The 26486-nt window shown below is 40.4% G+C and carries 25 protein-coding genes and 1 pseudogene; 13 read left to right on the top strand and 13 right to left on the bottom strand.

Translation table 11 applies throughout. The features are described from left to right. Positions 1-2: 2 nt before the first annotated feature. Together apaH and C3007_RS05035 are read left to right on the top strand one after the other, a co-directional pair. Positions 3-824 (top strand): bis(5'-nucleosyl)-tetraphosphatase (symmetrical) ApaH, encoded by an 822-nt coding sequence (apaH, locus tag C3007_RS05040; protein WP_103853395.1) that lies wholly within the window; start codon positions 3-5, stop codon positions 822-824. Between the two features lie 15 nt (positions 825-839). Further along, a complete protein-coding gene (locus C3007_RS05035) occupies positions 840-1457 on the top strand; it encodes an HI_0552 family protein (protein ID WP_103853473.1) in 618 nt (205 codons plus the stop codon). Between the two features lie 36 nt (positions 1458-1493). On the opposite strand, the gene C3007_RS05030 is transcribed toward C3007_RS05035, so the two are convergent. Next, entirely contained in the window at positions 1494-1724 is a 231-nt protein-coding gene (locus C3007_RS05030; protein ID WP_103853394.1) for a hypothetical protein, read from the bottom strand. 153 nt (positions 1725-1877) lie between these two features. On the opposite strand from C3007_RS05030, the gene C3007_RS05025 reads away from it, so the two are divergent. The 4 genes from C3007_RS05025 (at position 1878) to holA (ending at position 6571) form a co-directional block, all read left to right on the top strand. After that, complete coding sequence (locus C3007_RS05025) at positions 1878-2255, top strand: helix-turn-helix domain-containing protein (RefSeq protein ID WP_103853393.1); 378 nt, start codon at positions 1878-1880, stop codon at positions 2253-2255. 146 nt (positions 2256-2401) lie between these two features. Beyond that, positions 2402-4984 (top strand): leucine--tRNA ligase, encoded by a 2583-nt coding sequence (gene leuS, locus C3007_RS05020; RefSeq protein WP_103853392.1) that lies wholly within the window; start codon positions 2402-2404, stop codon positions 4982-4984. A gap of 49 nt (positions 4985-5033) precedes the next feature. After that, positions 5034-5534 carry an LPS-assembly lipoprotein LptE gene (locus C3007_RS05015; protein ID WP_103853391.1) on the top strand — a complete coding sequence of 167 codons (501 nt, stop codon included), beginning with the start codon at positions 5034-5036 and terminating at the stop codon, positions 5532-5534. Further along, positions 5534-6571, top strand: coding sequence for a DNA polymerase III subunit delta (holA, locus tag C3007_RS05010; RefSeq protein WP_103853390.1), 1038 nt, complete (start codon positions 5534-5536; stop codon positions 6569-6571). The genes C3007_RS05015 and holA overlap by 1 nt, the downstream gene beginning before the upstream one ends. Positions 6572-6652: 81 nt before the next feature. Here holA and menH read toward each other — a convergent pair whose 3' ends face one another. From menH to C3007_RS04995, 3 genes are read right to left on the bottom strand one after another with little or no spacing between them, the layout of a single operon-like run. Continuing rightward, the gene (gene menH, locus C3007_RS05005) at positions 6653-7402 is read right to left on the bottom strand and encodes a 2-succinyl-6-hydroxy-2,4-cyclohexadiene-1-carboxylate synthase (RefSeq protein ID WP_103853472.1); all 750 of its coding nucleotides are present in this window, start codon (positions 7400-7402) and stop codon (positions 6653-6655) included. A 21-nt stretch (positions 7403-7423) separates the two neighbouring features. Next, positions 7424-9130 (bottom strand): 2-succinyl-5-enolpyruvyl-6-hydroxy-3-cyclohexene-1-carboxylic-acid synthase, encoded by a 1707-nt coding sequence (menD, locus tag C3007_RS05000; protein ID WP_103853389.1) that lies wholly within the window; start codon positions 9128-9130, stop codon positions 7424-7426. A gap of 31 nt (positions 9131-9161) precedes the next feature. After that, entirely contained in the window at positions 9162-10436 is a 1275-nt protein-coding gene (locus C3007_RS04995) for an isochorismate synthase (protein WP_103853388.1), read from the bottom strand. Positions 10437-10642: 206 nt separating this feature from the next. On the opposite strand from C3007_RS04995, the gene C3007_RS04990 reads away from it, so the two are divergent. Further along, positions 10643-11857 carry a pyridoxal phosphate-dependent aminotransferase gene (locus tag C3007_RS04990; RefSeq protein WP_103853387.1) on the top strand — a complete coding sequence of 405 codons (1215 nt, stop codon included), beginning with the start codon at positions 10643-10645 and terminating at the stop codon, positions 11855-11857. Positions 11858-11908: 51 nt separating this feature from the next. Here the strand turns inward: C3007_RS04990 and C3007_RS04985 are convergent, their stop codons facing one another. The 8 genes from C3007_RS04985 to fadR all read right to left on the bottom strand — a co-directional run bounded on the left by C3007_RS04985 (position 11909) and on the right by fadR (position 21356). Continuing rightward, a complete protein-coding gene (locus tag C3007_RS04985) occupies positions 11909-15019 on the bottom strand; it encodes a type I restriction endonuclease subunit R (protein WP_103853386.1) in 3111 nt (1036 codons plus the stop codon). After that, positions 15007-16530, bottom strand: coding sequence for an AAA family ATPase (locus tag C3007_RS04980; RefSeq protein ID WP_165779956.1), 1524 nt, complete (start codon positions 16528-16530; stop codon positions 15007-15009). Before C3007_RS04980 ends, C3007_RS04985 begins: the two co-directional genes overlap by 13 nt. 8 nt (positions 16531-16538) lie before the next feature. Continuing rightward, a complete protein-coding gene (locus C3007_RS11790) occupies positions 16539-17132 on the bottom strand; it encodes an AAA family ATPase (RefSeq protein WP_103853384.1) in 594 nt (197 codons plus the stop codon). Between the two features lie 18 nt (positions 17133-17150). Further along, a complete protein-coding gene (locus C3007_RS04970; RefSeq protein WP_243397665.1) occupies positions 17151-17699 on the bottom strand; it encodes a restriction endonuclease subunit S in 549 nt (182 codons plus the stop codon). Beyond that, positions 17671-18033: a restriction endonuclease subunit S domain-containing protein gene (locus tag C3007_RS04965; RefSeq protein WP_103853382.1), complete on the bottom strand. Its 363-nt coding sequence runs from the start codon at positions 18031-18033 to the stop codon at positions 17671-17673. Before C3007_RS04965 ends, C3007_RS04970 begins: the two co-directional genes overlap by 29 nt. Further along, complete coding sequence (locus C3007_RS04960; protein ID WP_103853381.1) at positions 18030-19013, bottom strand: virulence RhuM family protein; 984 nt, start codon at positions 19011-19013, stop codon at positions 18030-18032. The genes C3007_RS04965 and C3007_RS04960 overlap by 4 nt, the downstream gene beginning before the upstream one ends. After that, on the bottom strand, positions 19010-20557 hold the full coding sequence (locus C3007_RS04955) for a type I restriction-modification system subunit M (RefSeq protein ID WP_103853380.1): 1548 nt from the start codon (positions 20555-20557) through the stop codon (positions 19010-19012). Before C3007_RS04955 ends, C3007_RS04960 begins: the two co-directional genes overlap by 4 nt. 73 nt (positions 20558-20630) lie before the next feature. Then, on the bottom strand, positions 20631-21356 hold the full coding sequence (gene fadR, locus C3007_RS04950; protein ID WP_103853379.1) for a fatty acid metabolism transcriptional regulator FadR: 726 nt from the start codon (positions 21354-21356) through the stop codon (positions 20631-20633). 132 nt (positions 21357-21488) lie between these two features. Between fadR and nhaB the strand changes: the two genes are divergently transcribed. Next, a complete protein-coding gene (nhaB, locus tag C3007_RS04945; RefSeq protein ID WP_103853378.1) occupies positions 21489-23030 on the top strand; it encodes a Na(+)/H(+) antiporter NhaB in 1542 nt (513 codons plus the stop codon). A 12-nt stretch (positions 23031-23042) separates the two neighbouring features. After that, entirely contained in the window at positions 23043-23576 is a 534-nt protein-coding gene (gene dsbB / locus C3007_RS04940; RefSeq protein ID WP_103853377.1) for a disulfide bond formation protein DsbB, read from the top strand. Between the two features lie 69 nt (positions 23577-23645). Here the strand turns inward: dsbB and C3007_RS04935 are convergent. Further along, positions 23646-24273 (bottom strand): annotated as a pseudogene (locus tag C3007_RS04935) (IS1595 family transposase). A gap of 65 nt (positions 24274-24338) precedes the next feature. On the opposite strand from C3007_RS04935, the gene C3007_RS04930 reads away from it, so the two are divergent. Genes C3007_RS04930 through rimI form a run of 4 tightly spaced genes read left to right on the top strand, consistent with a single transcriptional unit; the run spans position 24339 to position 26484 of the window. Continuing rightward, a complete protein-coding gene (locus tag C3007_RS04930) occupies positions 24339-24878 on the top strand; it encodes a SprT family zinc-dependent metalloprotease (protein WP_103853376.1) in 540 nt (179 codons plus the stop codon). Positions 24879-24896: 18 nt separating this feature from the next. Continuing rightward, positions 24897-25493, top strand: coding sequence for an opacity family porin (locus C3007_RS04925; protein WP_103853375.1), 597 nt, complete (start codon positions 24897-24899; stop codon positions 25491-25493). A gap of 56 nt (positions 25494-25549) precedes the next feature. Then, entirely contained in the window at positions 25550-26041 is a 492-nt protein-coding gene (locus tag C3007_RS04920) for a DNA polymerase III subunit psi (RefSeq protein ID WP_243397664.1), read from the top strand. Further along, positions 26041-26484 (top strand): ribosomal protein S18-alanine N-acetyltransferase, encoded by a 444-nt coding sequence (gene rimI, locus C3007_RS04915; RefSeq protein WP_103853374.1) that lies wholly within the window; start codon positions 26041-26043, stop codon positions 26482-26484. Before C3007_RS04920 ends, rimI begins: the two co-directional genes overlap by 1 nt. The last annotated feature ends 2 nt before the right edge of the window (positions 26485-26486 follow it).

Raw genomic sequence — 26486 nt, 5'->3', positions numbered from 1 at the left:
CAATGGCAACCTATTTAGTCGGCGATCTGCAAGGCTGTTATGACGAATTACACGCTTTGTTGGAAAAAGTAAACTTCGATCCGAGCCAAGATGTGCTTTATTTAGTGGGTGATCTGGTGGCGCGTGGGGATAAATCCCTTGAATGTTTACGTTTAGTCAAATCCCTTGGTAACGCGGCGCACACCGTGCTGGGCAATCACGATTTGCACTTAATTTCCACCGCACTTGGCATTAAAAAAATCAAACCCAAAGATCGCGTGGACACCATTTTCAACGCCCCTGATTTTCACGAGTTGATTGATTGGCTACGTCAGCAGCCCTTGCTTATTCATAACCAACAGGCAGGATTTTTACTCACTCACGCGGGGATCTCGCCTGATTGGGATCTTGCCACGGCAAAAGCCTGCGCAGCCGAAGTGGAGCAAGTGCTACGCCACGGTGATTATTATGCAATGATCGAACAGATGTATGATAACCAGCCTGATTGCTGGTCGCCTGATTTACAAGGCATTGATCGCCTGCGTTATATTATCAACGTGTTCACACGAATGCGTTTTTGCTATTACGATCACCGCCTTGATTTCGCTTGCAAAGCCCCTGTGGATCAAGCCCCCTCTGAGCTAACCCCTTGGTTTAACTTGGATAATCCTTTATTCAAAACGGAAAATATCGTCTTTGGCCATTGGGCCAGTTTAGTGGATACGCCTACGCCAGCTAATATTTACGCTCTTGATACCGGCTGCGTGTGGGGTAACCGAATGACAATGTTACGCTGGGAAGATAAACAGTATTTTACTCAACCTGCAATGAAACAATACACTTAACCTATGAAAGAAAAACTGATTACTTCTGCCAGTTGCGAGCTGTTCAATCTTCCTTTTTTCCAGTTCGCCCAGATGAAAAAATTCTGCCCAGAGCAAATCCCACAAATTAAAGCGGATTACAAACGGGAATGGAACAACTGGAAAACAGCGATATTACAAGTGGCTCAGCGTCTTGGTACACCTTTTGCCGAGCCTCATATTGAAAAATGGTGTAACGGTTGGCAAGTGCGGTCGCATTTTTTCGCCTTTTTTAAATATGAGTTTAATCAAAATTCAGCGGCGATTTTATCTGTGATCTTAAACCGCCGCCGTTTACAAGTGAGCCTTGATTGGCACTGCTATCGCGCTGATCGCTCGCAAATCAATGTGCAACAATATAACCAATGGTTTGAACAACTGGATCAAACTCAGTATGCCGATTTTGATTTTTGGCGTGGTGATGAAAGTGAATACGCCGATTTCCGCAAAGTGCGGTCGCTTTCTGCGCAAGATTTTTGCCTCAACAATGATGAAGATTTTTTCTGCATAGGGAAAAATATTGAAAAAGCCGAGTTAGATCACATTGATGCGGTGGAATTTATCGCGCAAACCATTCGAGAGTTAGTGCCGTTGTATGAAAAGTGTCATTTATGAAAACCTGCCATAATTAAATTATAGCAGGTACAATTTTTATCTAGGTACGCCCCAAATAAATCCATCAGCTTCCATACAACTATTAATCAATGTAATTTTTTCTGATGGTTCAACTTTATTCATTCCTACATCATAAGTGCATTTTGCATACTTGGCTTTGACTACCGAAGGCGAAGCTCCATCTTTATACCATCTTGGTGATGGTGGTCTGTCAATGGCACAACTCGCAAGACTAAGCACTGTGAGAATGATGAGTAATTTTTTCATTTTTAATTTCCTTAAATTGTGATTTATGCATTTTGGGTGAAATACTCTTTAGATGAGTATTTTTTAAAATATACAACATCAAAACAATCAACTCAAGCGTAAAAATATAAAAAAATATCATTCAAAGCGTAAATCGTTGAGGGCGAAAAGAGAATGAGCAAATTTATTGCCGCAGAAGTTGATATGGCGATTGGGAAAAAAATTCAACAACGGCGGAAAGAATTGGGTTTTACGGCTGAGAATCTTGCTGAGCAAATTGGGGTTTCTCAGCAACAATTTTCTCGTTATGAACGAGGAGTAACGAAAATCAATGTTTCGCACCTTGTCAATATTGCCGTTATTTTGAATACGCCGATTAGCTGGTTCTTTGCCGATGTCAAATCAGAAAATCTCACTTTTTCTTTACAAGATGAATACGTCCCTATTCGTAATGACGCCCTAAAAATGCGCTTAGATTATCATTGGGATCATTTGAGCAATGATCAAAAACGCAATTTAATCAATTTTCTGGATTCAATCCATAAAACCTAAGTGGTCGGGCTATTTAAAGTTCTATCAATTTTCCCCATTTTACGCTATCCTATACCACATTTTCTTATTCATCTATACCGACTAAAATCGCCGTAATAAATGGGCAAAGTGCGGTCAATTTTTTGATAATTTTTAAAGGTAATTTTATGCAAGAACATTATCGTCCCGATTTGATTGAGCCTGAAGTGCAGAAATATTGGGCTGAAAATAAAACGTTTAAAGCGGTGAAAGATCCCGCTAAAGAGAAATATTATTGTCTTTCAATGTTCCCTTACCCATCAGGTCGCCTGCATATGGGACATGTTCGTAATTACACCATTGGCGATGTGGTTTCGCGTTATCAACGAATGAACGGCAAAAATGTGTTACAGCCGATGGGTTGGGACGCATTTGGCTTGCCTGCGGAAGGTGCGGCGGTGAAAAATAAAACCGCGCCTGCAAAATGGACATACGAAAATATTGATTATATGAAAAATCAGCTCAAAATTTTGGGCTTTGGTTTTGACTGGGATCGTGAAATTGCCACTTGCAAACCTGAATATTACAAGTGGGAACAATGGTTCTTCACAGAGCTTTATCGCAAAGGTTTAGTGTATAAAAAAACCTCTAGCGTAAACTGGTGTCCGAATGATGAAACCGTGCTTGCCAATGAGCAAGTTCACGAAGGGTGTTGCTGGCGTTGTGATACGCCTGTGGAACAAAAAGAGATCCCACAATGGTTTATTAAAATCACCGAATATGCCGAGCAATTATTGGGCGGTTTAGATCATCTGCCAGAATGGCCAGATATGGTGAAAACAATGCAACGTAACTGGATTGGCCGTTCGGAAGGGGTGGAAATAACCTTCAATATTGAAAATTCTGATGAAACCGTAACAGTTTATACCACACGTCCTGATACTTTCTATGGCGTGTCTTATCTTGCTGTGGCAGCTGCGCACCCATTAGCAGAAAAAGCAGCGAAAAATAACCCCGCACTTTCGCAATTTATCCAAGAATGCAAAAGTACCAAAGTGGCAGAAGCCGAGCTTGCCACAATGGAGAAAAAAGGAATGGCAACGGGCATTCACGCTATTCACCCGATTACAGGAAAATTAGTGCCAGTTTGGGTGGCGAATTTCGTGTTAATGCACTATGGAACAGGTGCGGTGATGGCAGTGCCAGCCCACGATGAGCGTGATTATGAGTTCGCTAAAAAATATGATTTACCGCTTTATCCAGTAATTACACCCGCAGACGGCAGCCCATTAGACTTATCACAGCAGGCCTACACCGAACACGGTATTTTGATCAATTCAGCAGAATTTGACGGCTTAGATTTTGACGCAGCATTCAAAGGCATTGCGGATAAATTGGAACAAATGGGCGTGGGCAAACGCCAAGTGAATTATCGTTTACGCGATTGGGGCGTATCTCGCCAACGTTATTGGGGCGCGCCAATTCCAATGCTAACACTGGAAAACGGTGAAGTTGTAGCTGCACCATTGGCTGATTTACCGATCGTGTTACCTGAAGATGTGGTAATGGACGGTGTGCGTAGCCCGATCAAAGCGGATCCAAATTGGGCAAAAACCACTTATAATGGACAGCCTGCCTTAAAAGAAACAGATACCTTTGATACCTTTATGGAATCTTCTTGGTATTACGCGCGTTACACTTGCCCTGATTTCCACCAAGCAATGCTGAACCCAGAAGAAGCCAATTACTGGTTGCCAGTTGATCAATATATTGGCGGGATCGAACACGCCACAATGCACTTGCTTTACTTCCGCTTCTTCCACAAATTATTGCGTGATGCGGGGCTAGTCAGCTCTGATGAGCCAGCGAATAAATTGTTGTGTCAAGGAATGGTGTTGGCAGATGCCTTCTATTACACCAGCGACACCAAGGAGCGTATTTGGGTTTCACCAACCAAAGTAACCCTCGAACGCGATGAAAAAGGGCGAATTGTGCGTGCCTTTGACGATGAGGGGCGTGAGCTGGTGCATAGCGGAATGACAAAAATGTCAAAATCGAAAAACAATGGTATTGACCCGCAAGAAATGGTGGAAAAATACGGTGCGGATACCGTGCGTTTGTTTATGATGTTTGCCTCCCCTGCGGAAATGACCTTGGAATGGCAAGAATCAGGCGTAGAAGGGGCAAATCGTTTCCTACGCCGTTTATGGAATTTAGTGTTTGAATACAGCAAAAATCCAGCAAAAACTGCGCTAAATCCAACCGCACTTTCAAGCAGCCAAAAAGCGCTTCGCCGTGATGTGCATAAAACCATTGCGAAAGTGAGCGATGATATTGGTCGCCGCCAAACCTTTAACACGGCGATTGCTGCGGTAATGGAATTAATGAACAAATTAACCAAAGCGCCATTGGACGATGAGCAAGATCGCGCAGTAATGGCAGAAGCCTTAAATGCAGTGGTAAGAATGCTTTACCCAATCACCCCACATATTTGTTTCCAATTATGGAAAGAGCTTGGCAACCAAGACGCCATTGACTTCGCCCCTTGGGTGAAAGCCGATGCGCAAGCAATGGTTGATGACGAAAAACTGGTGGTGGTGCAAGTAAACGGTAAGGTACGCGCAAAAATCACTGTGCCTGCGGATATGACAGAAGACGCCATTAAAGAAATCGCCCTTGCCGATCCAAATGTACAAAAATTCCTAGACGGTTTAACCATTGTGAAAACCATCTATGTACCCGGTAAGTTATTTAGCTTTGTCGCGAAATAATCCAACCGCTCCACTCAATGAGTGGAGCGAATTATTAAGAGAAAACACTATGTTGAATTTACTTAAAAAATTATGTCTTGTCGGTGCGTTGGCAACGCTCACGGCTTGTGGTTTCCATTTTGAAAATGGTGAATTAATTCCGCAAGAGATGAAAACATTGCGTTTGGAAAGTAGTGATCCTTATGATGCGATGACGATTGCTATGCGCAAGCAGTTGCGAGCCAATAACATTCAGCTTGTTGAACAAGGTGATGTGGTGGTGTTGCGCTTAAATAATGCTCGTGAGAATAGCGAAGTGGCGTCTATTTTCAAACAAGGGCGTGAGGCGGAAAAAGTGCTGGTGTTGCAAGTGGAAGCCAGCGTTCAGCTTAAAAATAAACAACGTTATCCAATTAACACCCAAGTTACACGCACCTTCTTTGATAACTCGCGCGCTGCCTTAGCGAAATCTGCCGAGAAAGACGTGATTTGGAACGATATGCGTGAACAAGCAGCGCGTCAGCTTATCACCAAAATGGTGGCGCTAAAACAGCAGGTGAAAAGCCAATAATGCAACGTCTGTTTGCTGATCAGCTGAGTGCCTTGCTAGAGAAAAAATTGGCATCAATTTATTGTTTGGTGGGGCAAGATCCCTTGCTTTTGCAAGAAAGCAAGGATCTCATCTGCGCTGTGGCAAAACAGCAAGGTTTCGATGAAAAAAATGAAATCACGCTGGATAACAGCACCGATTGGATCGCCTTAAACGAACAAGTGCAATCAATGGGCTTGTTTTTCAGCCGTCAAATTTTATTGCTAAATTCTCCTGAAAATCTCACCGCACCTTTACAAAAGCGTTTAGCCGAATTAATTGGCTTATTAAATCAAGACGTGTTGCTTATTCTACAAACAGCAAAGCTCACCAAACCAATGGAAAAACAAGATTGGTTTGTGCAAGCTAATCAGTTTGATGCGCAATTTTCTATCGTCAATTGTCAAACACCAAATATTGAACAGCTCCCCCGTTGGATTGTAGGGCGCAGCAAAGCCTTAGAGATTTTTGTTGAGCCAGAAGCAATCCAGCTTTTGTGTTACAGCTACGAAAATAATCTTCTTGCCTTAAAGCAAACCTTACAACTGCTCGCCTTGCTTTATCCCAAGGATAAAATCACCTTATCGCGTCTGCAAACCGTGGTGGAGCAATCTTCCGTGTTTACCGTGTTCCAATGGGTCGATGCTTTGCTTGAGGGCAAAAGCCAGCGTGCCAGACGGATTCTAGCAGGCTTGCGCGGTGAAGAAATCCAGCCTGTGATTTTATTGCGTACCTTACAACGCGAGCTAATCACCCTGCTGACACTGACTCAACCACAACAAGGAATGAGTAATATTGATCAACCGCTTTCTACCGCAAAATTGCGTGAGCAGTTTGATCAACTCAAAATTTGGCAATCACGCCGCCCGCTTTTTCTGCAAGCAATCCAACGCTTAACTTATCGTAAATTGTATAAAATCATTCAACAGCTCGCTGAATTAGAACGCTTGGTAAAACTTGAATTTAGTGATGATGTGTGGGAAAAACTGGTTGATTTATCTGTGCAGATTTGTCATTAAATTTTTGGCTTTAGTCAGTGTTTTTAAGAATGTGTTGCTATCTTAAAATCTGATGAATTTTTACTTAATTAGCTGATTTTTCTAGTTTATTCCTATATTGGTTAGAATTTGTTGTAGGCGCTCAACAAAACCTTGCGGATTTTCTTGATGGGCATTATGCCCAGCATTTGGGATTAAATGTAAGTTCAGCTGGTTTTCTACGGCCATTTGGCGGAATTTGCTATCGTTTTCGCCGCACAGATAAAAAATTGGCAAGGAATTTGACCGCACTTGTGGGCGAAAATTAGGTTGTTTGGCAAGGGAGGTGGCTTTGAGCATTTGAGCGATATTGTCACCACAATTAGCTTGGCGAAGTTGAATTAAGGCTTGCCGTTGCTCGGCAGTTAAGTGAGCAAACACGCGTTGTTGATACCAATCTTCTAACACTTGATGCGCAGGCTGAGTGGCAAAGCGTTCCGCCCAATCACAATCATTTTGCCAGCGCTGTTGGCGTTCTTGCTCACAGGTTAGCCCTAAATTCGTACCTTCTAAAATCAGCCCTTGCAAATCGCCTTTTTTCACTTCTGCTTGCAAGGCATAGTAAAGGGCAAGTCGTCCGCCGAGGGAATAACCGATTAAAAAATAAGGCTGATTTTGCACCGCACTTTGAATTTGCGCACTTAAGATTTCAGCACTTTGAGCAAAATCTTTAGCGGCAAGCTGTTTATTTTCGCCGTGAAAAGGAAGATCAAGGGCAACGCAAGGAAAGTGCGGTAGTTTTTCGATGATTTTTTGCCAATCGGCTTTTGTGCCAAGTAATCCGTGCAGAAAAACCAGATGCGGACGTTGCATTGCCATTTTGTTATTGAGAAGTTATGCGCCAATCACCGCGTGGCTAATTTGTTCAATCAGGCGTTTATAAATATTGCTGCCATCACTGTTGTTTACCTTAATTTCAATCAAGGTGGCTTCACGGCGGAAATAAGCCTGTTTCAGCACCGAGCTTAAATCAGCCCAAGTGTAAGGGCGCGCATATTTGAGATCAAACATTGATGCTGCGTGAGAAAATTCTAAATTATGTGGCATACGATAGAATTTATCTTTCATTTCTGCATCCACAGGCAGCATATCGAAAATTGCACCGCCGTTATTGTTGATAACAAAAATAATGGTTGGCTGGTTTACTTTTTTAAGCAATGCTAAGGAATTGAGATCGTATAGGGCAGAAGTATCCCCTAACATCGCAACCACAGGCTGATTTGAGCCTAAACTTAACCCTGCAGTGGTGGCGAGCAAGCCGTCAATGCCACTTGCGCCACGGTTGGTGTAAACAGGGTAGCCTTCAGGCAGCTTGGTGAGCGCATCAACCAAGCGCACAAATAGGCTGTTGCCTAAAAAGAGCAGTCCATTGTTTGGCAATAAACGCTCTAAATGATGGGCTAAAGAGGCTTCATTCAAATTGCCCCCCACTTGCTGTTCTACAAAGCTTGCGCAGAACTTGGCAAGGGCGATTGGCTCGAGTAGCCAAGGTTTTTGGCGCAACGGTGGGTGAGCGCGTAACCAATGGTGAATTTTGCCATTAAAACGGGTGTGCGCGTGATGGTTTGGATCAACTGAATTATCTGACGGCTCAACGATCCAATACTCCCCTTTAAACGCCGCCATAAATTGATTAATGCGCTTGCTGATAAAATGCGAACCAAATTGCAACACAATATCTGCTTCCAGCAATTTTTGCTTAACAGTTTGATTTGCCAGCCAAATATCGGCATAAGGTAGGGTTGGCTCAACGCCTGATTGAATATCGGTGAGCATAATCCAACCTTGGGTTTCAGCCCAAGTGCGAATGCCCATCGATTGCTCTGGTGGCAGTTTGCCGACCAAGATGATCCCACGTTTTGTGCGCCAATGATCCCAATGTTCGTGCATTACCACTTCTCGTTGTGGCGCCTGATGATTATGCCACGGCTTATTTTGGCTTAACCAACGCTGAATCGGCGCAAGCCAAGAATGTTGATCAATCTGATCTGCATTGGCTTCATACAATGGCTCCGCAAATGGCACATTAATATGCACCACGCCAGCGTGCTGACTTTGGCGATAACAAGCCTGTTCCACAATTGAAATCAACCAATTTGGCGTGTAATCTTGGCTAGGGCGCGGTAAGTCCACCGTTGCCACAGGATAATCGGCAAAAATATTGTGCTGTAAAATCGCTTGATTTGCACCGCACTCTAATAATTCTGGTGGGCGATCAGCGCTTAATACAATGAGATTAACCCCACTTTGGCGCGCTTCAATCACCGCAGGATAAAGATTTGCCACCGCGGTGCCAGAAGTAACAATAATCGCCACGGGGTTTTTATGCGCTTTGGCTAAGCCAAGGGCGAGAAAGCCCAAACCACGCTCATCAAAATGAGTATGGCATTTGGCTTTGCCACCTTGTTCAAGGCGTGCCACTTCTAACGTGAGTGGAGTAGAACGAGAACCGGGGGCAATGCAAAAATGGCTGACACCTTGGCGCACAAGGGTTTCCAAGATCACTTTTGACCAACAACGATTAAATACACTCACTGACATAGGGTTCTCCGTTTATTTTGTCCGTTCTTTTTTATTCTTGTAATAAAGAAATTAATCCTAAGGCTTTACGCTCAATTTCTTGCCATTCTAACAAGGGAATAGAGCCTTCAACAATCCCTGCACCGGCAAAAACGCGAATTTGTTCTTGCTCAATGAATGCAGAGCGAATGGCAACGCAAAATTCAGCCCATTCTTTTTGCATTACGCCTAATGTCCCTGCGTACCAACGGCGGTCAAAGGTTTCCGTTTGGCGTAAAAAGGCAAGCGCCTCGTTGCGTCCTAAGCCTGCCACAGCCGCGGTGGGGTGAATGGCGTTCAAGAAAATATCATCACCATATTCAGGGGAAATTTGCGCTGAAATTTGGCGTCTTAAATGCTGTACCTGACGTAAGGTTTTCAAGCCCAAAGGGGACACCGTAATGTGCTGGCTATAAGGAGCAAGATGTTGTTTAATATCATCAACAACTAATTGATTTTCATAAATATTCTTTTCATCTTGCAACAACCATTGCGCTTGTTGTTCAGTTTCTTGCGCATTTTCACCCACTAACGCCGTGCCAGCTAAGGCCTCAGTTTGCAGCTGTGAACCTTGCCGTTGATACAGGCGTTCAGGGCTGGAGCCAATAAAAATACATTCTTCCGCTTCGGCAAAAAGAAAATGATAGCAACCGAAATTATAGCGTTCACTTTCGCCCAAAAAATCATAGGCGTTCAGTTTGCCTTCTGATTGGAAAAGGGTTTCATTGGCCAACACAATCTTATTTAGCACGCCTTGTTTAATGTGCTGTAAACCTTTTTCCACCCATTCGCACCATTCGCGTTGTTCTGCCCGTTTTTTTTCAAAATGAATGGATTGTTGAATTGGGCAAAGTGCGGTGCTTTTTTCAAAGGTTTTTAATGCGTTTAAACAGGCTTGGTGTTCTTGCTCAATATCTTTTGTTTGATCGATAAATAACTGAATGTTTAACTTATTTTCTTGCTGTTGCAAATACAGACGCGGCAAGACAAATTGGCTTTCGCCATAAAATTGCACGCCACCTACCAAAGGATAGCCACTTTGCTGCATAAAGGCTTGCGCCTGATTTAATTGCGAAAAGTCGCGCACTTGTCCGATAGCCGCCACAACTTGGGTGCTATCGCGCAAATTCAAGTAAAACTGCGGATAGGTTTTTTGCCCTTTTAACCAGCTTAACAAATTGAGATCGGTTTCAATTTCTGCCTGCACGCAAGCGATCCCTTGTTGCGTAGGCAGCGTAGGGGAAATTCTCTCGATCAGCTGTTGTTTAATTGATTGCAAATTATCCATTTAAAAAGCGTTGTTTTTGGCAAAAAAATCAGTTAAAAATAAGGGCTAATTCTACCGCACTTTGGCAGAATTTTTTATAAAATCTTTTCATCTTTGCAAAATAAGCGTAAAGTGCGGTGAGAAATACGCCGATTTTTATCGGCAATTTTTTACCCCAATGATAACAGCACGCAACATTATTTTTGGTAACCAAAAGGATAATAACAATGACAAAATTTCCTAAATCAAGCAAGTTAGAACACGTTTGTTACGATATTCGTGGGCCAGTGCATAAAGAAGCACTGCGTTTGGAAGAAGACGGGCATAAAATCTTAAAATTAAATATCGGCAATCCCGCGCCTTTTGGTTTTGAAGCACCAGATGAAATTTTGGTGGATATTTTGCGTAATCTCCCTGCGGCACAGGGGTATTGCGATTCCAAAGGGTTATATTCTGCGCGCAAAGCCATTGTGCAGTATTACCAGTCAAAAGGCATTCACGGCGCCAATGTGAATGATGTGTATATCGGCAATGGTGTGTCTGAGCTGATAATGATGTCAATGCAAGCCTTGCTGAATAATGATGATGAAGTATTGATCCCAATGCCAGATTATCCATTATGGACGGCCGCAGCCACCCTTGCTGGCGGAAAAGCAGTGCATTATTTATGTGATGAACAGGCAGATTGGTTTCCTGATTTAGAGGATATTAAAAGCAAAATCACTTCGCGCACCAAAGCTATTGTGATTATCAACCCGAATAACCCAACAGGCGCAGTGTATAGCAAAGATTTATTGCAAGGCATTGTGGGTATTGCTCGTGAGCATAATTTAATTATTTTTGCCGATGAAATTTACGACAAAATTTTGTATGACAATGCGGTTCATCATCATATTGCTGCCCTTGCACCGGATTTATTAACTATTACCTTTAATGGTTTGTCAAAATCTTATCGCGTGGCAGGTTTCCGTCAAGGCTGGATGATTTTAAACGGCCCGAAACATCAGGCAAAAGGCTATATTGAAGGCTTGGATATGCTGGCTTCAATGCGTTTATGCGCCAACCACCCAATGCAACACGCCATTCAAACCGCATTAGGTGGCTATCAAAGCATTAATGAATTTATTCTGCCGGGTGGACGCTTATTAGAACAGCGCAACAAAGCCTATGAACTGATTAATCAAATCCCTGGGGTAAGTTGTGTTAAGCCAATGGGCGCGCTTTATATGTTCCCGAAAATTGATGTGAAAAAATTCAATATTTATGATGATGAAAAAATGGTGCTGGATTTATTACGTCAAGAGAAAGTGTTATTAGTACACGGACGCGGTTTTAACTGGCATTCCCCTGATCACTTCCGCATTGTAACCTTGCCTTATGTGAATCAAATTGAAGATGCACTTTCTAAGTTAGGGCGTTTTTTAGCTAATTATCGTCAGTAATATATGAACTTTAACGCCAGTGAGTACTGGCGTTTTTTATGTTTTTGCTGTTTAAATTTTCCTTCCAATATTTTTAAATTTCTCTACAAAAGCAGCAATCCTTTTAAAGACAGCTTGTTTTTTCGTTCTATATTGAGGATTTAAAGGACTAAGTTTTGGCAATGCTTCATTTAATGCTGTACCATTTTCACTTGCATAGCCACGTTTTAAAGAGGTTGAAATATAGCGTTTTGCAGCTTCTTCATTAAGTTTTTCATTCTTAATGAGTTCATTCGCTTCTTTTTCTTGCTCTAATTGGGCAAATTTATAAAAGGACTCTATAACTTCAACTCTATCAGGAATGCTATTAAGATCAGTTTGCTGAATAAAGTCAATAATTAAACTTTCTTTGGCTCGATGTCCTACACTGGAACGAATAATTCTGCGTGCTTCTTTAATTAAATCAGGTTTATTATCGGTTTTCTTATTTTCATTAAAAATTAATTCTAAAATATAATCTAAATTAATTTCTTGTGATTTTAATAGATCAACCTCGAAAACTACATCACTCCAATCAATATCTAATCTTTCTTGACCATTCCCATCAGTTTGTTGGCGCTGCCAATCACGAATATCATTATAAGTAGAAAGATAGTCTTGGCGGATTTTCTCAGGCAGAACAATAGGATATGTTACATATTCACCATTTTCCTCATTAATTTGATTTCCAGAATTACTGCTATCTGTGATTGCATTATATTCATCATAATTTCTTAGAATATTATCAATACGCAAATACTCACCAAATAATTTTGCAAAGGCTTTCTTATCTGATTCTTTTTCTATAGCAGTTGGATCAGGAAATCTCGTTTGCAACTCTTTAACAATTTCTTTATATCCTCGAACTCGCTCACCCGCATCATTCACATAACCATTCATATAATCCTGATAACTACGTTCTAGCACCACATTTGCGGTATTAGTATTAGCATTGCCAAAAAGAGTAATGGCATCAATAGTGGCTTGTTCTAAATCACGGAAAGTCCCAATATTGCCAAAGGTTTTAGTGCGGTTAAAAATGCGGTTGGTGCGTGAATAGGCTTGAATCAGCCCGTGATAACGCAGGTTTTTATCTACAAATAGGGTATTTAAGGTTGGCGCATCAAAACCCGTTAAAAACATGCTCACTACAATCAGCAGATCAATTTCTTGATTTTTGACCCGTTTGGCAAGGTCACGGTAATAGTTTTGAAATTCCTTGCTGTCTACACCGTAATTGGTTTGGAACATAGCGTTATAGTCGCCAATGGCTGCCTGCAAAAATTCTTTAGCAGAGCTGTTCATCGCCGTGGGTTCAAAGTTTTCATCTTCAATATCGCCAATGGCATCTTGCGCTTCATTGGGCGCGAAAGAAAAAATGGTAGCAATTTTTAGCGGATTTTCTACCGCACTTTGTAATTGTTTAAAAATCTCATAATAATGCTTAGCGGCTTCCACACTGCTTACGACAAACATCGCATTAAAGCCCTTGCCTGAGGCATTGAGGCGGTGGGTTTTTTGTTTGAAGTGTTTCAAGACATAACTGGCAATTTCGTTTAAGCGCTCAGGGTGCAGAAGGGCTTGTTTGTTTTCAAGAGCGGAGAGTTCTTTAAGATCTTGCTCTTGCTCCACAGCTCTAAATTTAGGGCGGACATCGTTATAATCCACTTTAAATTTCAGCACTTTCTCATCACGAATGGCATCGGTGATGACATAAGAATGCAATTTACTACCAAAAACGCTTTGCGTGCTTTCTGCACCTAAGGCATTTCCTTTTTTTACTAATACACCGTTGTCATATTCATCAGGAAAAATCGGCGTACCGGTGAAACCAAACTGGCAGAATTTTTTAAATTTCTTTTTAAGATTTTTCTGTGCTTCACCAAACTGCGAGCGGTGGCATTCATCAAAAATAAACACCACAGGCTGCCCGTAAATCGGCAAGTTGTCTTCTGATTTCATCAGATTGTTGAGTTTTTGAATGGTGGTGACGATAATTTTATTATCATCTTTTTCAATATTGCGTTTTAAGCCAACGGTGCTGTCGGAACCATTGACGCTATCGGGCGAAAAACGCTGATATTCCTTCATGGTTTGATAGTCCAAATCTTTTCTATCCACCACAAAGAAAACTTTGCTAATAAAATCCAATTCCGTGGCACGGCGTGCCGCTTTAAAACTGGTGAGGGTTTTGCCTGAACCTGTAGTGTGCCAAATAAAACCGCCACTTTCAGGCTTGCTCCAATTGTTATTGAGATGGGTGCTGCGGATTTTCCAAAGAATGCGTTCGGTGGCAGCAATCTGATAAGGTCGCATAATCAGCAGCGTGTTGCTGACATCAAAAACGGAATAATGCAGCAACACATTAAGCAGGGTATTTTTTTGGAAAAAAGTAGCGGTAAAATCTTTGAGATCTTTGATTGGCATGTTGTCCGATCTTGCCCAATTCATGGTGAAATCAAAGCTGTTTTTATCGCGCTTGGTGGTGTTGGCAAAATAGCGTGTATCCGTGCCGTTGGAAATGACGAAAATCTGCAAATATTTAAACAGGGAGTTTTCTGCATTAAAGCTCTCTTTTGTGTAACGATGCACTTGGTTGAACGCCTCACGAATCGCCACCCCGCGTTTTTTTAGCTCAATTTGCACCAGTGGCAAGCCATTCACCAGCACCGTTACATCATAGCGGTTGGCGTGCGTGCCTGTTTGCTCAAACTGCGAAATCACCTGCAAGCGATTGCGCTGAATGTTCTTTTTATCGACAAGATAAATGTTCTGGATTCGCCCATCATCAAACACGAAATCATAAATATAATCGTGGTGAATTTTTCGGGTTTTATCAATAAGGGTTTCCGCAGGCGGATCGAGATACTCCGCCACAAAACGCGCCCACTCTCCATCACTAAAACGCACTTCATTTAGCCGCTCCAGCTGTTCACGCACATTCGCCAAAAGTTTGTCATTGGTGGTGAGATCTTGGCGAAACTCATAGCCTTGCTGGACTAAGTCGGCGATGAATTCGCGTTCTAAATCCTCCTCACTTTGGTAGTGGCTGGGCTGTTCGATTTTTTCGTATTCATCCAGAATGATGAATTGCGGGGTTTCGGCGATGGGGTGGTTTCTGTTTGCATAATTTAATGTTTCCAGTATTGTTCAAAATGTTTTAAGGAATGATTTTTCTTAAAACATTCTTTCATTAATATTAAGATATCTTCTTTTGTTTTTCCATTTAACTCTGCTTCAAGATCGTCTATAGCATGTGAGTTCACATCAAATAGTTTTTTTGCTCCAGAGATATCTGAATAGAATTCAGTCAAGCTAAATCCGTTAAATTTAGTATAAGTCTCAATAATTCTTCTGATTGGGTTTAATATCATGGTTTCTTTAATATCATCGTTTAGAAATAACACTTCCAACTCCAACCAAAGAGATTCATAATTAGTTTTAAAATCATCTTGCTTACTTTCTATATGCTTAATTTGTACTTTTCTATCTAATTTTTCTAGCCTAATAAAGTTATTTTTAGAGTAACTTTCCCTTTTATTATCAAATCCATATTTTACATTTAAGTAAAAATGAGCGTTATGTGTTAGTATAATTAATTTATTTTCTCCATTGAGTTTTTGGGCTAACCTTTGTAAGGTCTCAATAATTACATACTGAAATGTATCGTCATTAGAGTTCATTGGGTCGTCAAAAATAATACATTTTTTGTTATCAGCTTCTGCTAATTTCTCAATAAAGTAAAGAAAAGCAAGGATATTTTTCTCTCCAGTAGAAAGTTCATCAACATTGCGTTCTTGATTAGTCAGTAGACATTTGATCTTATATTCATTGCCATCTTCTTGATAAACAAGTTCAAAAGAAGCATGTGAAGCCAGTTTTTTATTAACTTTCCTAACTAAAATTTTTTCATTGCGAGTGCTAGCTTGAAGAGCAGCAATTTTTTTCTTAAATACTTCAATATTTTCTTGTAGCTTTCTTATTTTATCCTTTTCTTTTTCAAAATCTTGTTTTACTTTATCAAAGTTTTTTTGTCTATTTTCAAACTCATTACATTCAACTTCATAATGAAAATCATCAAGATGCTCTTTTACTGCATGATAACGTAGTTTTTTTCTAGCTTCCTCTTGTTCCTCTTGTAGGTTATTGTTATTATTTTTATTGACCAATTCATTATATTCTTGAATGCAATGATTAATATCATTAGGAATCGCTAAGGATAATTCATTGCTTGGAGAGAATAAACTATCCTTCTTTTTAGTCAATTCTAATATTAAGCTATCTATAAATCTCAGAGTATCTGTTTTGAGTTTATTAATTTTATTAGATACTATCTCTACCTTATTTGAGTGCAAGGAATAGAATTCATTTGTATTTATTTTGATATTATCATATGCTGATTTTACTTGTTCTAAGTATTTTATTTTTCTTTGAATAGTATCTTGAATCTCTTTGAATTTGTTTACAGAAAAGTATGTATCAAGCTCTTGCCATATATCTTCTTGAACTATCCCATTACAAAAAGCACAGTGATCACCTGCTTTATGTATTTTTAATCCTTGCTCTGCAAAAAATTTTTTTGAATCAGTGTCCAGTCTATGTATGATTTTTGCTTCTTTTATTTTGCTTGACAAAATACTATTAACGTCTGACAAAATTTTTTCTAAATCACAACATGGTGCTTCAATTTTTTTGCTTTTTTAAGTTCTGACCTAAGTAGTGCGTTAAGTTCTTGGATTTCATCGGTGGACAAGGACTTAGCATTTTGAATATCTAATTTAAAGCTATTAATATCGTAAGTTGTTGGAGCAATTCTTCTAATATCATCTTTAATCGTTTTGGCTGAGTTTCTGCAAAAATTATCAATTTTCCCCCGCTGTTCTTTTACTTTATTTTCTTTCTCATTGTATTGAGAGCATAGGTTTTCAGGCTGCTTTTCTGATTTAGTAATATTTTCATTAATCTCTTCAATCTGTTCTTCTATCTTTTTAATTTCAAGCTCATTTTCTTTAATTTCTTTATCAATATTGGCATTTTCTTCACCGAGAATAACGGTTTCTAGTCTCTTATTTTCACTAACAACCCCTTCAAATCCATCAAATATTCTTACATCGTACCCTGAGTCATGTTGTTCTTTGATTAGTGAAGCAATGGTTGATTTACCACATCCATTTTTCCCAAAGACAAAATTAATTTTTTTATCAAATTGGATCTCTTCATCTTCAAAAAATGCTTTTGAAGTTAAGTTTATTTTCATAATGACACCTGTATAATATTAATTATCAAATCCAAGCAACAAATCCCGATAATAGGCATACTGCTTCTGCCGTAGGGCGATTTCTTTGGGCAAACCCTCCGAAAGCGAATGCGCCAGCGTATGGAATTTATCTAAAATGCCCGCAATACGCTTTTGTTCCTCTATCGGGGGGATGGGAATTAAATTAATTGCTTTTAAACTTAATGTTTTTTGATTTCCTCCTCCGACATTTTTTTCAATAAATTCTTGGGCAGACTTAGAGGTCAAAAAATAATACATAAATTTAGAATTGATATGTGAGTGTATTACAACGGTATTTTGCCCCATACATACTGCATCATCGAGTGGAACAATACTAACATTACCATAAGACCCAACTCTTGACATAACTAAATCATATTTTTTAGGCGTGTATCTTTTAGTAAATTCCGCAAATACTTCTTCACTTACCTTAAAAGTCTCCTCAAGGTTTAAGAATCCTCCCTTAATATCTGTTACACGGCACATGCTTAAACCTTTATCGGCATAAACAGGCGTTTTATGTAAAGAATCTATTACGTCCGCCACCTCCCCCAGAACTATAAACAGCGTTATCAAAGTCTTCTATTGCCACTGCGGAAAATCCAATTTCATCAATTATCTCTGACGACGGAGTTATAAAAACATCTCCTGCTTTTATATCACAATCTTTAATTTTTTGCTCACTCGCTGTTACAACCATTGTAGGGGTTTCATTGGAAATATATTGATTATTGAAAACATCAACAAAGTTAAGAAGCCTTACTTCTCTCTCATTTTCTTTTTTCTTTTTATCTACGCCCACATTGGCTATTTCACACATCTCCCCGAGGGTTTTCCATTCTACGGGGGCGCCTTGTAGTAGTTTTTCTAAGTAGTTCATAGCTGTTTCTTCTTCGTCTTTTGGGTTAATGTGTTAATGGCTTTCAGGTAGTCTTCTTCTACGGAGCTAAGGGTTTTTGCCTTGTATTTACGCAGTTCGGCTTTGGCTTTTTCTTGCGCTTGGGCAGAAGAGATTTTGCCAGCATTTTCCAGCACTTTTCTGCCGGTGGAGGACAAAATTGTATCCAGTTCGCGCAAGAAATCTTCCATACGCATTTCGTGCTCTTCTAGGGTGTTGAGTTCGGCTAGGTCAAAGTAGGCGGCAACGAGGTTGTTGAGGATTCTGAGTTCTTTTTCTTCCAAGAAGTTTTTGGCGATCATGGCTTCTGCCTGTGTGGGCTGCGCACCTTTAAAGTGGGTTAGGCCGGCAAAAGGTTTGTCGCTGTCTACACGGTAGTAGATGACTTCGCTGGCGGTATGTCCATGAGCAGCGTAGTGCAGTTTGTTTTGTACTGTTTGGAAAAACTGCTTGCTGATGTCGCTTTGCGGGTCGTAATCGGTGGCAGTGGCATAGAGATCCAGCACTTGGCGATACATCACTTTTTCGCTAGAGCGGATGTCTTTGATGCGTGCTAAAAGTTCTTTCCAATAGCTACCACCACCGAGGTTTTTCAGCCGTTCATCGTCCATAGTAAAGCCTTTGATGAGATATTCTTTAAGCCGCGTGGTAGCCCATTGGCGGAAGCGAGTTCCCTGCAAGGATTTCACCCGATAGCCTACGGAGATGATGACATCAAGGTTGTAGTAATTCACTTCATAATTTTTGCCATCGGCGGCAGTTGTTCGGAATTTCCGAACAACTGAATCTTTTTCTAACTCATTCTCTGCAAAAATATTTTTAATATGTTCGCTAATGGTAGATTTAGCTTTGCCAAAAAGCTGTGCCATTTGGTCTAGGGTCAGCCAGACGGTTTCATCTTCTAGGGTTACTTTGATTTGTATACCGCCATCGGCCGCGGTGTATAAAATCATCTCGCTCATGCTTCTATCTCTTTGATGATTTGAGTAATCTCTCCACGTAGCTGGCTGATTTTGGCAACGGTGTCATCAATCTCAGCATTGAGCTGGTTGATGTCAATCACCTCGCGCGTGTCTTTCGCTTCCACATAGGTGCTAACGGAAAGGTTGTAATCATTTTGCGCGATGGTGCTGTTGTCTACCATGGCAGAGAGATGCGGTACATCTTCTTTTTTGTCAAAAAGTTCGATGATGTGGGCGATATGATCATCGGTCAGCGCATTGTTGTTGGTTTCTTTTTTGAAAAATTCCTCACCGCTGGCGTTGATAAACTGGGTTTTAGTATCAGGTTTGTGCTTGGAAAGTACCAAAATATTCACCGCGATGGAAGTGCCAAAAAATAGGTTGGGCGGCAGCGCAATAATGGTTTCTACAAAGTTATTGTCTACCAAATATTGGCGGATTTTTTGCTCAGCACCGCCGCGGTAAAAAATCCCTGGGAAGCAAACAATGGCGGCACGGCCTCTAGCTGAAAGATAGTGCAAGGCGTGCAGCACAAAGGCAAAGTCAGCTTTGGATTTTGGCGTAAGCACGCCAGAGGGAGCAAAACGCTCGTCGTTAATCAAGGTGGGATCATCTGAACTAATCCAATTCACTGAATAGGGCGGATTGGAAACAATGGCATCAAAGGGTTTTTCATCGCCATATTTCGGGGCAAGAAGGGTATCACCCAACGAAATGTCAAATTTGTCGTAATTGATATTGTGCAGGAACATATTCATACGCGCCAAGTTGTAGGTGGTATGGTTGATTTCCTGCCCAAAAAATCCCTCTTGAATCAGGTGCTCGTCAAATTGCTTTTTAGCCTGTAAGAGCAAAGAACCCGAACCACAAGCAGGGTCATAAATTTTATTCACTTCTGTCTGTCCGTGCATCGCCAGCTGTGCAATGAGTTTAGAAACATTCTGCGGGGTGAAAAACTCACCGCCCGATTTGCCTGCATTGGCGGCGTAGTTGGAAATCAAAAATTCATAAGCATCGCCAAAGAGGTCAATATGATTATCCTCAAAATGGCCAAAATCCAAATCTGCCACGCCTTTAATCACGGCAGCAAGGCGTTTATTTTTATCTTCTACCGTGTTGCCCAGTCGGGAGCTGGTGACATCAAAATCAGCAAAAAGTCCTTTAATATCCCGCTCGGAATCGTACCCGTTAGCAGAGCTTTCAATGGCGTCAAAGATTTTTTTCAAATCCATATTTAGTTCAGAGTTGATGTGAGCATTTTTAGCGATATTGGTAAAAAGCTGTGAGGGATAGATGAAATAGCCTTTGGTTTTAATTGCATCATCTTTAATTTCTGGGGTGATGGCATCATCAGGAAAGCTGGCGTAATTTACATCAGGATCGCCACCTTCAATATAATGAGTAAAATTTTCGCTGATGAAACGGTAAAACAGTGTGCCTAAAACAAATTGTTTAAAATCCCAGCCATCTACGGCGCCACGGACTTCATTGGCGATTTGCCAGATTCTACGTTGTAATTCTGCACGTTGCTGAGTACTTGTCATTTGTGTTCTCCCAAGATTTGATGATATTTCTTCTAATTATGTTTTACTTACTGATTGTTTGTTAATAAATCTGTTACTCCCCAAAATCCGCCGGTAAATGATGCAACATCGCTTTCCAAATGCTACTGCTGCGTTCGCGGTTTTCTGCTAGGCATTGAATGGCAAGTTCAACATTGCCTTGTTCGCAGCTTTGGCGTAGGGTTTGGTAAAATTGCATAGTGAATTGGCGTGATTTGGCTTCAGAAAAGAACAATGATGCCACTTGGTGATAGAGATCTTTAAAGCTGTTTAGAATTAAGCCATAGACGGGTTTGTTCGCCACAAAGGTAAAAGAGCGGTATAAATTATAGTCAAATTCTGCGTAGGCTTGTGGGGTGTCGGCCAAGTGCGGTAGGTTTTCAAATAATTTTAATGAAGCGGTAGGATCAGTTTGAATGGCTTCTGGGATATAATGTTCACCCATTCGAGTACGCAAAGACACCACATTGGTGATGATCACAGGAATGGTGGATTTATCAAGCTGAATCAGCGTGCTGATAATGTTCGGCCCGGCGGTTTCCCATACATTATTCACGCGGGTTGGCTTGCCGTGTTGAATGCTTAACCAGCCATCACGGGCAAGGCGTTGCAACACTTCTCGCAATGTCGTTCTGGTTACCCCGATTTTTTCTGCTAATTCCCGTTCTGCTGGTAGATCAGACCCCGGCGGAAAATGGTTATTCCAAATGCTTTTTACAATATATTCCTCAGCTAATCCCGCTGGGCTTTGGGCTTTAAGAAGCGACTGATGATTATTCATACTTTTGCGCAATTATTTGTTGAAAAATTTGTGATATAGATAACAAAATAGAGATTTGTTATTATCCTTGAAAGGTGGATATATTACAATTAGCACAGTTATATTTTTTCGTTTTAAAGTAAAGGTCGTAATATGAACTATTCTCAAGCATTTCTGAAAAATTTTCTTGGTTCAAGTCCTGATTGGTACAAACTGGCAATAGTCGGATTTTTAGTTTTAAATCCGATTTTGTTTTTTTGTGTTAGCCCTTTTGTTGCGGGTTGGGTGTTAGTTGCGGAGTTTATTTTAACTCTTGCAATGGCGTTGAAATGTTATCCATTACAACCCGGCGGGCTGCTAGCCATTGAAGCTGTGATGATTGGAATGACTCACCCCGAACACGTTAAAGAAGAAATTATGGCAAATTTTGAAGTGATTTTGCTGTTAATGTTTATGGTGGCGGGCATTTATTTTATGAAACAGCTGCTCCTTTTCATTTTTACTAAGCTGTTACTCAACATTCGTTCCAAATTGGTGTTATCCCTTTCATTTAGCTTAAGTGCGGCATTTCTTTCCGCATTTTTAGATGCCTTAACCGTGGTGGCGGTGATTATTAGCGTGGGAATGGGATTTTACGGCGTGTATCATAAAGTGGCATCGGGCAAACAATTCGATGATTCTGATGATATTAATGATGACAAACACATTGGCAATAGCCGTGAAACCTTGGAAGAATTTCGTGCCTTTTTGCGTAGCTTAATGATGCACGCAGCCGTGGGGACGGCATTAGGTGGCGTGATGACAATGGTCGGTGAGCCGCAAAATCTGATCATTGCAGAACAAGCAAAATGGGGCTTTGGCGAATTCTTTTTCCGTATGACACCAGTTACCGTGCCAATTTTAATTTGTGGCGCATTAACTTGCCTTGTGGTGGAAAAATTCCGTTTATTTGGTTATGGTGCGAAACTTCCGCGTAAAGTGTGGGGCGTATTGGCTAAATTTGACCGTAATCGCCAGCTCAAAATGAACAATCAAGAACGTGTAAAATTAGTGATCCAAGCCTTAGTGGGCGTATGGTTAGTGGTTGGCTTAGCTTTCCATTTGGCCGCAGTCGGGCTAATTGGGCTAAGTGTCATTATTTTATGTACATCGGCTTGCGGTATCACCAGCGAACACGCGCTCGGTAAAGCCTTTGAAGAATCTTTGCCATTCACCGCATTGTTGGTGGTGTTCTTCTCAGTGGTGGCGGTGATTGTGGATCAGCACCTGTTTGCGCCTATCATTGATCTTGTGCTTTCTGCTTCAGAAGATGTGCAATTAATGCTGTTCTATGTTTTCAATGGGGTGTTATCCGCAATTTCTGATAATGTATTTGTGGCAACGGTTTATATTAACGAAGCAAAAGCTGCATTAGAACAACAGATTATTTCGCCACATCAATTTGAATTAATTGCTGTCGCGATCAACACAGGGACAAACTTACCATCGGTGGCAACGCCAAATGGGCAAGCGGCATTTTTATTCTTGCTGACTTCTTCACTTGCGCCGTTAATTCGTTTGTCTTACGGAAGAATGGTTTATATGGCGCTACCTTATACAATTGTGTTATCTTTAGTGGGGTTATTTGCGGTAGAATTTTTATTGCCAGCAATGACACAATTTTTAGCACAAATTGGATTAATTACGCCAGTATAAGAAGGATTCCCAATGCTGAAATATTTCAAACAGTTATCACTCAATCGTGGTGGTTGGTTGCTTTTATTGATTTCAACAATTGCGTTAGAAAGCACCGCACTTTATTTTCAACACGGAATGGGGTTGGCCCCTTGCGTAATGTGTATTTACGAACGAGTCGCCTTGTTTGGCATTACATTTTCAGCATTAATTGGCTTGCTTTATCCGCGCGCATTAATTTTGCGTTTATTGGCATTATTGCTGGGCTTGGGCAGCGCGGTGAAAGGCTTATTGCTAGCCATTAAACACGTTGATTATCAGCTCAATCCTGCACCTTGGAATCAATGTTCTTATATGGCTGAATTTCCACAAACCTTGCCATTAGATCGCTGGTTGCCTTATGTATTTAATCCAACGGGATCTTGCTCGGAGATTAGCTGGTCTTTCCTAGGCTTTTCAATGGCACAATGGATTGTGGTGATTTTCGCCTTTTATAGTTTACTGTTGGCGGTTTTATTAATTAGCCAATTTAAACGGGTAGAGCAAAATCGTAATATTTTTAGGTAATTGGATTATAACTGATGATCTTATATAAACATTGAATGATTGTAGTAAATAAGGGCCTGTACTAGATAACTAGAGCAAACTTTCCTTAACGAATTGCTTTAAAGTTGAAATTTGAGATTTTATGTTACTATTGAAAACGCCATTCGTATTCCCTAAAATACAGTTCAAAATGCTCTTTGGAATGCAATTAAACTTGTATAAATGACGTTTTGCTTGGTTCCAAAAATTCTCAATTCTGTTTATATGGTTATGATTTTCAGCAAAATGTGTGCTGTGATTGAGGCGAGGACAGCTAACTTGACTTACATCAAGTACATCATAGCTAAGGTAGGTATCCGTGTAAATAATGCTATCTCGCGGATTGGTAATAATGTTGCTGGTTGAGTATTTTAGGTACAATAACGGTATAAACCTTGCCATTTCTCTTGAGAAGTCCAAAAAATACCGAGACTCTTTCTGTAGCACGACCTTGTTTGCTTTTGCGAGCACCGCCGAAATAGCTTTTATCGACTTTGATCTGCCCCTCAAACATTTCCAAATGTAGATTGGTTTGATCGATGAGTAAGCGTGACCGGTGAAAGTAATAATCGGCTACATTTTTGTTTACATTGACTAACTCACTTGCTGTTCTCGTTGTAACACTCGCAACAAACAGTTCAATGAGTTTGTTTATGCTGACTGGGCGACTTTTTCTCATTGACCTATTCTAACATAAATGGAATTTTAGTTGTTATCTAGTACAGTCCCTTATATTTTTTAGTTATGTCAGAAACTTATTCTTCATTACGTTTACTTAATATACAAATCCTTCGCTGGTTACGCCATTATTTGCAACTTGCGGAGCAATATTTTCAACGTACTTTCCCAATGCCGACAGTGAGTTATCAACTGCGTGGGGTGAAAGCAGGCGTGGCATATTTGCAGAAAAATGAAATCCGTTTTAACCGCACTTTATTGTTGGAAAATCCTGACTATTTTTTGCAACAAATTGTTCCACACGAATTAGCTCATTTAATTGTTTATCAAATGTTTGGGCGAGTTGCGCCGCACGGCAAAGAATGGAAAGCGGTGATGGAAAACATTTTCCAGCAACCTGCGGAAATTTACCACAATTTAGATGTTAAAAGTGTGCAGGGGAAAACCTTTACTTACCGCTGCGGTTGCCGCACTCACGATCTTAGCGTACGCCGCCACAACAAAGTACAAAAGAAAAGTGCGGTGTATTTTTGTAAAGAATGTGAACAAGCGTTGAACTATTTACCGTTAGTTAAAAACTATGCTAGAATTAATCAATTTTTATAACCTTTATTGGAGAATACTATGAAGAAATTATTAGCAGTCGTAATTGGTGCTTTAGCTGTTTCAGCAACAGCCAATGCAAATTGGTATGTACAAGGGGATTTAGGTTACTCAAAAACTAAATTTACTGGAGGTTTCAATGATCTTAATATGGGCAAAGTAGCTCCAAGTGTGGCTGTTGGATATAAAGTCAATGAACTACGTTTTGCATTAGATTACACTTATTATGGTAAGAAAAACTATTCTTATCATATTCAAGAAAATGCTACAGATTATGAAAAAGGCAATGGTTCAATTAAAGCTCAAGGTTTTGGTTTTTCTGCCCTTTATGATTTTAATTTAGATATTCCACTTAAGCCTTACATTGGTGCTCGTTTATCCTTAAATAAGGTAAAGCTTAATGACACTTCGGTAGAAGTTAACTCTAATGGGCATTTTACGGGTTCTGATAATGAGTCACACACTAAATTCGGTTATGGTGTATTAGCAGGAGCTTCTTATCAACTTACGGATAATTTAGCTTTAGATGCAGGTGTCCAATTGCAACGTTTAGCTTCTTTTGAAAATACCAAAGTAAACCAATATGGTGTAAAAGTAGGTCTTCGTTACGAATTCTAATCATCAACTTTTATAGATTTTCATTGTCAGTGCGGTGGTTTTCCACCGCATTTTTTATGCTGAAATATTTTGCTTTATTTGATGAACCTTTGCTAAATGTTTACAATACAACAATTTCCTTAAGCTATGATTACATTATGAAACGGCATCAACTTCTGTTACAAGAAATGGGGCTTTCCCAATGGCAACTAGTGCGCCCTGAAAGTTTGCAAGGCGTGGTAAATATTCCTATTGATGAGCAGGTGCGGCTGGTGATCATTAGCGAAACCGAAAATCCCCCTATGCCGTTATTACAAGATATTTTGCGCAGCTTATATCTAAAGCAAAATGAATATTTAGCGATCCATTTTGATTTTATCCCCCATTTGCACGTCAGCCACGAAGTGCATTATTGGCTATTAAGTGAAAATCCCGAAAAAATCCACCGCACTTTACCTTATTGTCAAAAAGCGTTGAGCCAATGGCACTCGCCAGACTGGCAAACCTTTATGGCAAGCCCACAAGAAAAACGTAAATTATGGCAACAAATTCAAGGAATTAACCCATAATGATAAAAATCTCCCCCATTCAATCTCAAGATTTTGATCGATTATTTGAGCTCGAACAGCAAGCACATCTTGTACCTTGGTCATTAGGCACATTGAAAAATAACCAAGGCGAGCGCTATTTCAATTTAAAATTGGAGAAAGATCAACGTATTATCGGCTTTGCTATTTGCCAAAAAGTGCTTGATGAAGCGACCCTGTTCAACCTCGCCATTGATCCTGCTTATCAAGGGCAAGGCTTAGGAAAGCAATTATTGCATTCGTTAATCGATGAATTGCGTGGGCAGGGCATTTTGACCTTATGGTTAGAAGTGCGTCAATCCAATGAAGTTGCGCAAAAACTTTATCTGCAATGCGGTTTTAATGAAGTAGATATTCGCAAAAATTATTATCCAACCTTAGACGGTGGACGAGAAAACGCCGTGGTTATGGCGTGCTATTTATAAGG

It is taken from the genome of Avibacterium gallinarum, assembly GCF_002921135.1.
GTDB classification, from domain to species: domain Bacteria; phylum Pseudomonadota; class Gammaproteobacteria; order Enterobacterales; family Pasteurellaceae; genus Avibacterium; species Avibacterium gallinarum.
This window is presented reverse-complemented; position numbering and strand designations above follow the sequence as displayed.